This is a genomic window from Burkholderia sp. Bp9031 (assembly GCF_003857965.1).
Classification (GTDB): Bacteria; Pseudomonadota; Gammaproteobacteria; order Burkholderiales; family Burkholderiaceae; genus Burkholderia; species Burkholderia ambifaria_A.
Window position 1 is genome coordinate 660,006 of record NZ_QTPW01000001.1, and the last position, 11,709, is coordinate 671,714.

The 11,709-nt window shown below is 59.0% G+C and carries 10 protein-coding genes and 1 pseudogene; 4 read left to right on the plus strand and 7 right to left on the minus strand.

Features of this window, described 5'->3' with window-relative positions; genetic code table 11:
* The first annotated feature begins 105 nt into the window (after positions 1-105).
* Together DIE15_RS02960 and DIE15_RS02965 are read left to right on the plus strand one after the other, a co-directional pair.
* Entirely contained in the window at positions 106-306 is a 201-nt protein-coding gene (locus DIE15_RS02960; RefSeq protein WP_116117435.1) for a hypothetical protein, read from the plus strand.
* Positions 293-2,371 carry a recombinase family protein gene (locus DIE15_RS02965; protein WP_124832322.1) on the plus strand — a complete coding sequence of 693 codons (2,079 nt, stop codon included), beginning with the start codon at positions 293-295 and terminating at the stop codon, positions 2,369-2,371. Before DIE15_RS02960 ends, DIE15_RS02965 begins: the two co-directional genes overlap by 14 nt.
* Before the next feature lie 3 nt (positions 2,372-2,374).
* On the opposite strand, the pseudogene tnpC reads toward DIE15_RS02965, so the two are convergent.
* From tnpC to DIE15_RS02990, 5 genes and pseudogenes are all read right to left on the minus strand, one after another.
* Positions 2,375-3,700: pseudogene (gene tnpC / locus DIE15_RS02970) on the minus strand (IS66 family transposase); the annotation flags it as partial.
* A 51-nt stretch (positions 3,701-3,751) separates the two neighbouring features.
* Positions 3,752-4,093, minus strand: coding sequence for an IS66 family insertion sequence element accessory protein TnpB (gene tnpB, locus DIE15_RS02975; protein ID WP_036047966.1), 342 nt, complete (start codon positions 4,091-4,093; stop codon positions 3,752-3,754).
* On the minus strand, positions 4,090-4,491 hold the full coding sequence (gene tnpA, locus DIE15_RS02980; RefSeq protein ID WP_185734344.1) for an IS66-like element accessory protein TnpA: 402 nt from the start codon (positions 4,489-4,491) through the stop codon (positions 4,090-4,092). The genes tnpB and tnpA overlap by 4 nt, the downstream gene beginning before the upstream one ends.
* A gap of 430 nt (positions 4,492-4,921) precedes the next feature.
* Positions 4,922-6,223, minus strand: a complete 1,302-nt coding sequence (locus DIE15_RS02985; protein WP_124614763.1) for an MFS transporter — start codon at positions 6,221-6,223, stop codon at positions 4,922-4,924.
* A 132-nt stretch (positions 6,224-6,355) separates the two neighbouring features.
* Positions 6,356-7,357 (minus strand): GntR family transcriptional regulator, encoded by a 1,002-nt coding sequence (locus tag DIE15_RS02990; RefSeq protein ID WP_260428169.1) that lies wholly within the window; start codon positions 7,355-7,357, stop codon positions 6,356-6,358.
* Between the two features lie 246 nt (positions 7,358-7,603).
* Between DIE15_RS02990 and DIE15_RS02995 the strand changes: the two genes are divergently transcribed.
* Both DIE15_RS02995 and DIE15_RS03000 read left to right on the plus strand, forming a co-directional pair.
* Complete coding sequence (locus tag DIE15_RS02995; protein ID WP_185734346.1) at positions 7,604-8,677, plus strand: lactonase family protein; 1,074 nt, start codon at positions 7,604-7,606, stop codon at positions 8,675-8,677.
* 233 nt (positions 8,678-8,910) lie between these two features.
* Complete coding sequence (locus DIE15_RS03000; protein WP_124832325.1) at positions 8,911-10,257, plus strand: 2-hydroxycarboxylate transporter family protein; 1,347 nt, start codon at positions 8,911-8,913, stop codon at positions 10,255-10,257.
* Positions 10,258-10,510: 253 nt separating this feature from the next.
* On the opposite strand, the gene DIE15_RS03005 is transcribed toward DIE15_RS03000, so the two are convergent.
* Positions 10,511-11,212, minus strand: coding sequence for an SDR family oxidoreductase (locus tag DIE15_RS03005; RefSeq protein ID WP_124501113.1), 702 nt, complete (start codon positions 11,210-11,212; stop codon positions 10,511-10,513).
* Positions 11,213-11,259: 47 nt separating this feature from the next.
* Complete coding sequence (locus DIE15_RS03010; protein ID WP_311771956.1) at positions 11,260-11,709, minus strand: PaaI family thioesterase; 450 nt, start codon at positions 11,707-11,709, stop codon at positions 11,260-11,262.

Genomic DNA, 11,709 nt, shown 5'->3' on the forward strand with positions numbered 1-11,709 from the left:
CAAGGGTCACCGTGGCAGTGTTATCCGAGCTGCATCGGCTGCTTGCTGATCGGCGCTTGCGAGCAAACTCGCCGGACGGTTCCAACGTCGTCCGGGAGAAACGCAATGGACAAGCTGCCAAAGGGCGTTCCAGCACGAACGCAATCGCCAGTGGTAACGCCGCGCCAGATGAGCATGAGGTTCGACAACGCCGAGCTTCAGGGAATGACCGCGGCGCAGCGCGCAAGGGCAATCACGAATCTTGCAAGCCTGCTGATACAAGCGGCCGGCGTCACCGGGAAGGAGTGTGACGATGACGAACGCTGATCGTCTTCCGGCGCCTCTTCTCAAGCGCAAGGCGGTAGTTTATGTTCGGCAGTCGACGCAGGCTCAGGTCCAGATGAACCTCGAGAGCAAGCGTCGCCAGTACGAGCTCGTTGACGAGGCAAAGCGTCGCGGGTTTCGCGATATCGAGGTGATCGACGATGATATGGGCCGATCGGCGAGCGGAACGGTGGCGCGGCCCGGCTTCGAGCGCCTGGTGGCATTGCTCTGTGCCGGTGAAGTCGGAGCCGTCCTTTGCCTGGACGCATCACGTCTTGCCCGTAACGGGCGTGACTGGCACCATCTGCTCGAACTGTGCGGTCTCGTCGAGGCGAGGGTCATCGACCTTGATGGCGTATACGATCCCTGCCGGCCGAACGACCGGCTATTGCTCGGCATGAAGGGGAGCATCAGTGAGTTCGAGCTCAACGTGCTTCGAACGCGTATGCTGGATGCCGCACGTGCCAAGGCTCAGCGCGGTGAATTACGCATCAGCGTGCCAATTGGCTACCTCTGGCATCGTGATGTCGGCCTGGGTCTCGATCCGAACCAGCGATTGCAAGAAGTGATACGCCTGATCTTTACCCGCTTTCGCGAACGCGGTAGCGCACGACAAGCCTTCCTGTCGTTACGGGCCGAACAGGTCCACTTCCCGCGTCCGACCGATCGCACGACCCTGACGCACTTCGACTGGACGCTGATACGTTATCGCAACGTGATCTCAGTGCTCAGGAATCCGTTCTATGCGGGAGCCTATGCTTATGGTAAGAGCGGGAAGCAGACGACCATCGTTGAAGGCCGGGCACACAAGAGCTACAAGCACCGCAAGCCATTCGAGGAGTGGGAGGTTCTGCTCAAGGAGCATCACGAAGGCTACATTGACTGGGCAGAATTCGAGCGCAACCAGAAGCTGCTCGCCGCCAACGCCTATGGCAAGGCAGGCGACGTAAAATCGGGGCGTGGTGGGCAGGCCTTGCTATCCAGTCTGCTTGGATGCGCGCGTTGCGGACGGCGTCTGTCGGTGGCCTATACTGGACGCACCCCGCGACCTGTCTACCGATGCTATCGATTTGACCTGCCACCGAAGTGCATGAGCTTTGGCGGCTCTCGCATAGACGCCGCGATCGCGAAGGAACTGTTGCGTGTCGTGGAGCCAATGGCAATCGAGGCGGCCTTGCAGGCCGAGCAAATGCACATGGACACCCTGAGTGAGCAGCGGCGGATCATCGAACTCGACCTGCAGCAGGCTCAGTACGAAGCCACGCTGGCAGAGCGGCGCTACGCTGCCTGCGACCCTGACAACCGTCTGATTGCCGCGCAGTTAGAGAAGAACTGGGAAGCAGCATTGCGTCGTGTACAGGCCTGCCAGGCACGTCTGGAGACGGCATGTACACCAACGCCAACTCGCCCTGCTACTGACTTCACCAAGCTTGCCGAGGACCTCGACGCCGCCTGGAATGCCCCGGGTGTCACGATGCGCATGCGCCAGCAACTGGTCCGGGCGCTGATCGTCGATATCGTTGCGGATGTGGATGAGACGACACGTGAAGTTATTCTAACGATTCACTGGCAAGGCGGTCAGCACTCACAGTTGCGCATCCGCAAGCCCAAGACTGGCGAACACGGATGCAGCACATCGGACGAAGCGCTCGCAATTATCCGCAGCATGGTATGCCGGTGGTCGGATCAGGACATCGCAGCGTCGCTAAACCGGATGGGAATTCGGACGGGTCAAGGCAAGACCTGGACTGCGCATCGGGTTAGATCCGTACGGCATGTGCGCGACATCCACGCCTACAAGTCGGCGACTAAGGATGGCGATTGGGTGACGATGTCCGAAGCGGCGAAACTGCTCGGCGTCACTCACTACATGATCCGGCGCCTGATCATGGATCGGGTTCTCCCTGCCGAGCAGGTAATGCCCGATGCCCCGTGGCAGATTCGCACGAGCGATCTGCACAGTGACGCTGTTGTGGCGGCTTTGACGCGCAAACATCGCCCGTGTCGTACTGAGGTTGAAGGACAACTCCCAATGTTTACCGAGGTTTCGGAAGGAGGTGCACAATGAACACCCCATCGCGACGCCACGCAGCGCCCGCTCGGCGATCAGGTTGTCGATCTCCACCCGCCCGTCGCTGCAGTAATAGACCAGTGCCGGCCAGCGATTCATCGCATACCGAATTGCCTTGCTCGTGTCGGATTTCGCAGAGAGCGTGGCGAGCGTCGCTTCGAACCAGCGCTTCATGTCGTCGAGCAACGGCACCGCCTGTGCCTGGCGCACTCTGCGTCGTTCATCGGGCGGTTTGCCGCGGATCTGCTCTTCGATCTTGTAGAGCGCGCCGATCCTGTGCAGCGCCTCTTCGGTGACGGCGCTGGGACGCACCGCATGCAGGTCGTGGATTTTCCGGCGAGCGTGGGCCATGCATGCAGCTTCCTGGACGCGACCGTCGAGATACAACTCGGCGTAACCAGCGAACGCGTCGGCCTGCAGCACGCCAGCGAAGTGCGCGAGATGCTGCTGGGGATGTTCACCACGTCGATCCGGCGTATAGGTGAACCAGACCGCCGCCGGCTCCTCGGAAGCGCTTGACCGGTCATCGCGCACGTAGACCCACAGGCGTCCTGTCTTTGTGCGACCGTTGCCGGGTGCCAGCACAGGCAGCGGCGTGTCGTCCCCGTGAACCTTGCCGCCGGCTAACGTGTATCGGCGTACGGTGTCGACCAGCGGTGCAAGCAGCGCCGTGATGCTTCCCATCCAATACCCCATCGCACCCGGATCGATCTCGACGCCGTCGCGCGCGTACATGACTGCCTGGCGATGCAGCGGGATGTGGTACGCGAACTTCGACACGGCGATGTGCGCGAGCAGCGCCGGACCCGGGATGCCACGATCGATCGGTCGACTCGGTGCCGCGGCCTGTACGATGCGATCGCAGCATGCGCAGGCCAGCTTCGGACGGCGGTGGCGGATCACGCGGAAGTGCGCCCGGACGTATTCGAGCTGTTCCGCGACGTCTTCGCCCAGCAGTTTGAGTTGGCCGCCGCAATCGGGGCAGTCATCGTCCGCGGGCAGATGGATGCGCTCTTCGCGCTCAAGGTGATCGGGCAACGGCTTGCGGCCCACACCTTCGCGACTCGGCCGTTTCAACGCAGGAGCGGTGGCCATATCGGCCGAGCCTTCATCGGCCTGTAGGTCTTCCAGCCGCAATTCAAGCTGTTCGATCTGGCGATCCAGCTTCTCCGATTTTCGGCCGAACTGCATCCGGCGCAGCTTGGCAATCGTCAGCTTCAGATGTTCGATCTCGATCGCGCGCGACGAGAGCTGCTCGCGCAAGCTGGCGACCATCGCCTTCAGCGCTTCAATGTCGTCGGGGAGATCGGTGGGAGCAGCGGACATGCAGTGAGCTTACACGACGCCACCCACAAGCTCTCCACGCGTAATGAACGTTTACAATGCGCTTCGCGGGCGTACCGCATCGATCGGCTGCCGCCAATCGAAACCTTCGAGCAAGAGCGCGAGCTGAGCGGTCGTCAGCGCAACAACACCGGCATCGGCGCGTGGCCACGCGAAACGTCCTTTCTCGAGGCGCTTCGAGAGCAGGCACAGGCCACCGTCGCACCACCACAAGCACTTCAGCAAGTCGCCGCGCTTACCCCGGAACACGAACACGTGCCCGCTGTAGGGATCCTTCTCCAGCACGGTTTGTACCTTCGCGGCCAACGAGTTGAAGCCGGAACGCATGTCCGTGACGCCCGCCGCGATCCAGATTCGCGTGTTCGGCGGGATCACTTCAGACAGTCTCGCAAATACTGTTCGGCGAACTCCTGCGACACGCCGCGGATACGAATACGTCGTTTGCCGACCTCGATCTCGATTTCACAGCCTGGCGGCATCGCCGGGCTCGCCGACACGTCCGGCGTTTCCGGCAGAGCGTGATGTGGGATGTCTTTCGCAGGCAGATCGACCACATCAACCGGTAGCAGCGCGATGTTTGGTACCGACGGTGCAGGTTGCGTATCCAGTAAGCTTCTTCGCCACTGCGCGACCATATTGGCGTTCAAGCCGTGCGCACGCGCTACCTCGGCAATCGAGCGATTCGGATCGTTCGCTTCGGCAGCAACCGCTTCCCGAAACTCCTTCGTGTAGTTCCTCGATCCCGGTCGTCTTCCATGCACCACTGGCTTCATCAATCTGATTCCCATTACATCTGATGGGAATCAGATTGCCGGTGCCGTGCCCTCATGAACAGACGGTACGTGTCGCGCGCTTACGCTGCACTGGCATTTGTGCCGATTCCACTGGAAGCTCGGAACACGCATTCGGCAGAGATTCGGATCGAAGTACGCCGGGGAGATCAGACGGTCGCGGTAAGCTGGCCGATATCGGAGGCAGCCCAGTGTGCAGCCTGGCTGCGCGAGTGGCTGCGGTGATCCGGATCGACGAGATCTGGTTGGCTGTCGATCCGCTGGCTAGACGCTTACGGACATCAGGGGCATCGGGAGACTCCGCAAACGGAAATTGCACGTCGCTTCAGCTCTGTAGGGCCGGTCACCAGAGAGCGCGCAGATCTTCCGGCGCTGAAATGAGCGGACGTCACAACTCGCCCGCCCCTGCAGATCACGAGTGTGCGGAAGCTGGAGCCTGCGTGTGGGAACTCTGGCCAACTACCGGCGAACGAGTCATAGTCATCACAACTACCGCACCAACGAGGAGGAGAAGCCCGGCAATCCCAAACGCCCAATCGTAGCTGCCCGTGGCCTGAATCACGTAGCCCGTCGCGATCGGAGCAATCATTCCGAAGATATTTCCCCCAACCACCACAAACGCCATTGCTTTGGCGACGTGCTTGGCACTCGGCAGCAGATCGTTCAGCAGCGCAAAGTTCAGCGAGGTCGTCGATGCAATCCCTGCCAGCGCGATCGAAAAAATTAGCAGGAGCGTGGCGAGACTCGAGATGAACGGGACAGCCAGGATTGCAGAGCCGGTGAGCATCGCCATTGCAACCGCGTTGCGGCGCCGACCGGATCCAACACCGCTCTTTTTCAGGTGTCGATCGCTGAGTCGGCCGACACCGATGCACAACAGCACTGCCGCGGCATAAGGAACCGCTGCGAGAGCGCCCGTGTGGGCCAGCGTCAGATGTCGCGTTGACTGCAGATAGCTCGGCAGCCACGTCAGGAAAAGATATTGCGTATAGACATTACAGCCTTGCGTGATCGCCAAACCCCAAAGTGTGCGCGACCGGAGCAGCGTGCGCAGGCCGCCGGCGGTACTCGCGTCCTCTTCGTCGACAACGACCGGGGTCGAGCTGCGCTCGCGAAGAATCTTCGCTCTCTCGTCTGACTGCAACCACCGCACCTTTTCCGGCGGATTGAAGAAGACGAGCCACGCCGCGAGCCACACGAAGCCGATGCCCCCAGCGATAACGAACGAGAGCCGCCACCCGAAGGCCGCAACCAATGCGCCGAGGAGCACCGAACAAATGGCCGGGCCAGCATACGAGCCGCTATTGAACATCGACGTGACCATCCCGCGTTCGCCTGCCGGGATCCATTGGCGAATGACCTTGCCCCCGACTGGGTTGCTGGTCGACTCACCCGCCCCCATCACCAGGCGCGCGGTAATCAGGCTCGCAAAACTCGTCGCGGCGCCGGTCAGAGCTGTCGCTGCGGACCAGACGAAGATCCCGATCCCAGCCATTCGCTTGGTACCAAATCGGTCAACCAGGAAACCCATCGGCAGAAGAAATAGTGCATAACTCCAGATAAACGAAGAGAACAGGTAACCCATGCCCACCGCGGAGAGGTGGAACTCGTGTTCGATCGGCTTTGCCGCGATCGAAAGAGCAATCCGATCCATGTAATTGATCATGGAGAGGGAAAACAGGAAGACGGCGATCCATCCTCGGCGATACGACATGATTTGTCTCCAGCTGCTCTGGCGGTATCGAGCCTGTCGCCGAAACCGCTTTAAGTGTTTTGTGATCACAAAATGCACTTTTGCTTTTAAAAAAACGCCGTTGATCTCGCGGCGTCTCTCACCTGTTCAGATTCACGATTCTTCGGGGAACACCTCCTGAGCGCGCACCTTCGCCCGGCGCGCGCCATCGATATGCTCCCGAAGCAGCGTGGCGGCCTTAAGCAGATCGTTTTGGGCGATTGCATCCAGGATGGCAAGGTGTTCCTTCGCTTGTCCCTGGCGCGGCTTGCGAGCTCTTGCCTGCCGATACTCGACAAGGCGACGCAAGCGGTCCATGCGACGGACGGATTGGGCAATAAAGCGGTTGCCAGACCATTTTGCGATCGTTTCGTGAAACTCGCTGTTGGCCTCGAAAAGCTCGACCGAGTTCATCGTGAGGTAGCCGGAGCCGGCAATGAACTCCTGCCGCCGGCGCAACTCCTCCAGTTCCACGCGATCTGCTTTGAACATCGGGGACATAACACCGGTCGGCTCGATAGAGGCGCGGAACAAGTAGCTCTCTTCATACGCGTCCACCGAATCAATCATCGGCATGAATTGCCAACCATGCCCGACCTGCCGCTCCAGCCAGCCCTCTTCTTGCATCCTCGACAACACACGCCGCAATTCGCTACGCGAAACTTCGTACTGGCGCATCAGGTCGGCCTCCGTGACCACATCAGGAAGCCGGCGCGAAAGACGATCGTCGGCGATCTTCAGGTACAGCGGATCGTCGGGTTCGTTGAAAAAGTGCTCGGCGACCGCCGTCACATCGCGGGCTGGCTGCGCCATGAAAAACCCGCGATTCGCGTCGTAATAAACGACACCGAGCGTCGCCAGATGGTGGAGTGCTGCATTCACCGGCGTGCGGGACGTGCCGATTTTTTCGGCAAGCAGGGATTCCGCCAATCGATCCCCAATTGCCAGATCTTCGCGTCTGGCAAGGGCAATGATTTCGCGGGCGACACGCGTCTGCAAGGGAGTAAGGATCGGGCTTTCGAGAGAGCTGTCCATATGTTGTACGGGCGACAAATGGCCGTTCACCACGGCTGCGTGAGCCGAGGCCAAACTGGTGTGAACAACCGATTTTGCCATTGCCGCTCTCCTCGTGAGTCTCCCTGGCGCTCCGCTCAGGGTAACCACCTGCCTCAAATGCATTTGCTTATTGCGTTTCATGATCATAGAATGCACAAACACGAAACGCAAGCAATGCCTGCTTGCCTTGGAGAAAACCCCGATGTTCGGCTTTTTCGGTTACCAGATGCCCCCGCGGCCGGCTCGACCGGCCACTCCCGGGATACTGCTTCCGCAGGTGGCCGTCAGCGATCAGGCTGGCTAATCATGGAACGCACTTTCGCTTTTGTAGGCTGTCGAACGACCCGCGCACGCAACGCCGAAGGAACTGGCATCTCTGTTTTCGAGATCGACCCGTCGGGTGGCTGGCAGCATTGTCAGACACTTGAGCCATTGGTCAATCCGAGCTTTCTTGCGTTAAGCGAGGCACAAGACCGGCTTTATGCGGTGCATGGCGACGAAAGCGAAGTGAGCGCCTATCGGTTCGATTCTGTCTCAGGGCTACTCAGCGCCTTGAATGTGCGTTCTGGCGTTGGACGCAACCCTGTGCATGTCGAATTTTCGCGCGACGGTTCGTCGCTCGTCATCGCAGGCTATGCGACCGGATCCTTGACGCCGGTGCCGATCGCCAGCGATGGCTCGCTCAATTCTCCTTCGCTTCCCGTTGTGCTCGAGGGGCGTCCAGGCCCCCATCGCGTTGAACAGGTATCGTCCCACCCGCATCACGTACCCCGCTACAGCACGCGCTTCGTCGATAGTGATTGGTACATCGTACCGGACAAGGGACTGGACACTGTCTTCGCCGTAAGATGGTTGTCCGATGGCTCGTCTGTTGTGAAATGCGCCCGGGCACGAGAAGGCGCTGGTCCACGTCACGCGGCGTTCCACCCCTTGCGGCCATACGTTTATGTCGTCAACGAGCTCGATTCGACTTTGACGAGCTGGTTGTTCAACCATTCAACGGGTGATCTGACGGCAGTAAACACCGTCTCGGTAATACCGGGTGACTACCACGGTTGGAGTCGTGCAGCAGGAATCGCCATCGCGGCCGACGGCCGGTCGCTGTATGTCACGAACCGAGGCCACGATACGATCGCAACCTTTTGTCTCGATCCAACCACATGCCTCCCCACCGACATTGCGTGGACGCCGACCGGAGGATCGTTTCCGCGGTTCCTCTGCCTGGGCCCAGACGGCAAGACGCTGTATGTAGCAAATGAAAACTCACATTCGATCGTTCAGTTCTTGATCGAATCTGGTAGCGGGCGGCCTGTTGCAACGGGCCGCCGCGTTGAAACTGGAAGCCCAGTTTGCATTGTCTTCGCTCGCTTCGGTACGTAGATGTCGGTGAAGAACCGCACCGCGGGGTTCGAACCAGGACATTGTTTAAGCCTGGCTGGCGAGAGGCGTCGCTCATGAATTCAGGCTGCTGACAATCGCAAACGGTGGGAGTCATCTGAGTTGCGCATCGAAAAGAATGGCAATTTAAGAGAATTTCACCAATATATTATGCATACCTTATTTAATATCACGACGGTTGCTCGTTAAACTTGAGATTACATAGGAGACGTTACATGCAACAAACGAGAGAACTCTCTTCAGATAATGCAGGCATCCGTAGAAGCAGTTTCTGGCCTTATGGTTGGTGGGCAATCGTTGAACTGCGCATAGGCATTGTTCCGCTGCCGATCTACCTTCTCCTGATCGCGCTCGTGGCAGGCTTCGTTACGACGGGCAAGGTTCCCGGTGAGATCTCGATGGCGATCGCGGTCCTGGTGCTTTGCGGCTTCACTTGTGCGGAGATCGGTAAACGCATGCCAATCTTCAACAAGATCGGCTCCGCTGCGATCGTCGCCACGTTTCTTCCCTCGTTTCTCGCGTTTCATCAGTTGCTTCCTACCAAGTTGATCGGCATGGTGACAAACTTCACGCATGTGAGCAACTTCATGTATCTGTTCATCGCGTCGATTATCGTTGGCAGCATCTTCAGTATGGATCGCGAGGTGCTGATCCGAGGATTTGCCAAAATATTCTTTCCACTCGCTGCCGGGTCCATCGTTGGTGGAATCGTCGGAACCATCGTGGGAACCGTGCTCGGCCTCGGCACCAAGCACACCCTTCTCTACATTGTCATCCCGATCATGGCCGGAGGCGTAGGTGAAGGGGCGATTCCCCTTTCCGTCGGTTATTCGGAAATTATGAAGATCCCGCAAGGTCCGGTATTTGCGGAAGTCCTACCGGCGGTCATGATCGGAAGCTTGTGTGCCATCCTATTCTCGGGTGTTCTCAATTGGGTCGGTGAAAAGCGACCGCACCTGACCGGACGCGGTACGCTGCAGCCGGCTGCCGAACTTCCGACGACGCCGGTCGACGAATCGGCGCCGTCCACTCCCGACGTAAATACTGTCGCTGCAGCTGCGATCACCGCCATCTCCCTGTACCTGGTGGGCCTCCTGGGACATCGGTTGCTCGGATTGCCTGCACCCGTGGCGATGCTCTTCATTGCCGTCTTCATCAAGGTCTGTCGGCTTGTTTCTCCGAATCTTGAAGGCGGCGCGCGGGTTGTCTACCAATTCTTCTCGACCGCGGTCACTTACCCGCTGCTGTTTGCAATCGGAACTGCAATGACACCGTGGGACAAGCTCGTCGCTGCCATTAATGTCGCAAACGTCGTAACCATCGCGAGTACTGTAGCGGCCCTGATGGGCACCGGCTACCTTGTCGGCAAGTGGTTGAAAATGTATCCGATCGACACCGCAATCGTGAATGCCTGTCACAGCGGCCAGGGTGGTACCGGAGACGTCGCCATACTCACGGCCTGCAACCGTATGAACCTGATGCCATTCGCGCAGATTGCGACACGGATTGGAGGAGCAATCACAGTTACGGTGACCCTTCTCCTTCTGGCACATGCGTTCTAACGTGTGTCCGAAGCAGACGGGAAAATTGTCGTGACGAGCCACATGCGTGAGCTCCTCCGCACACGTCAACCCGGCTACGCAGCACCGGACCGACACAAGCGGCGCCCCCAGCGGCTACAAGCGTACGTACGTCCACGAGCTGCGCTTTCAAGCTGGTCCCAACACGATTTGGATCTTGAATCCGAAACGGAGAAACCGGCGACCGGCAACTTTTCTGTTTCCGGTGTCGGCTGGAGGTTGTAACGGTATTGCTTTAGATCGAAGCAACACCGACGGTCATGCCGCCACAAACATACAAGGTCTGTCCCGTAACAAAGCCACTGGACGGTTCTAGAAAGAAAGCGATTGCTCGTGCAACGTCCTCCGGCACCCCCAGCCGCTTGACCGGAACGCTCGCAATAATGGCCCGTGTCCGCGGGGATTCAGGAGGATTAGCTGCATCGAATAGCTCCGTCCGAATCGGGCCAGGACCAACTGCGTTAGCCGTAATTCCCCAGGTACCGAGTTCGAGTGCCCATACGCGCGTCATCCCCAACAGAGCCGCCTTACTCGCTGCATATGCCGTGCGCAATTCCTTTCCTAACGCAGCTCGAGACGAGACATTCACGATACGACCGAACGCAGCCTCCTTCATTCCCGGAAGAAGTGCCTGCATACACTGATGCGCGCACCGGACATTCAGATCCAAGACCTTTCCGAGATCCTCCAGCGTCTGGGTACTTGCGTCGGCCGGCGCTACCATTCCGACGTTATTCACTAGCCTCGTTATTGGCCCCCCTGCCAAGGCGTCCGCAAGGGCATTGGCACAATCCGCTGGATCCGAAAGATCCGCAATTATTCCATCTCCTACTTTGTCGATTACAACCACGTCATAACCGTCTTCCCTGCACCGGCTGGCCACGGCGGCACCAATACCACTCGCTCCCCCAGTTACAAGAACCCGCTCTTTCATCATAGCCCCTATGTACGTCGCACCTGTCGGAAATCAAAAAACTGACTGACTCAACGCTTCGTCGCGTACTTGAAGGTCCCGAGAGACTTCGCCACCAACAACCCACTGCCGTCGACAATCTCGCCTTCACAGTAAGCCATCTTCGCTGACCTATGTAACAAGCGGCCGCGCGCGTAGAGCTGTCCTCGACCGGCCTGGATGAAGCTAATCTTCAATTCGATTGTCAGAACACCTGTATCCGAGTCTGCCACACTGCGTGCGGCCAACGCGAGTGAGATGTCAGAAAGCGTCATACTGATGCCACCATGGGCAATACCCCATGCGTTCATATGCGCCGATCTCAGCGGCAACACCACTTCGCATGTCCCGGCCGAACACGTGACGCGTTCAATTCCGAGTGAGTCAACGAAGGGACTATCGAAACACGGGGCCTCGCTCACGGCCACGGAGGAATCCCCCTCGAGTCCGCTTGATGCTCCGTTTCTTGAAGGCATCGCCAT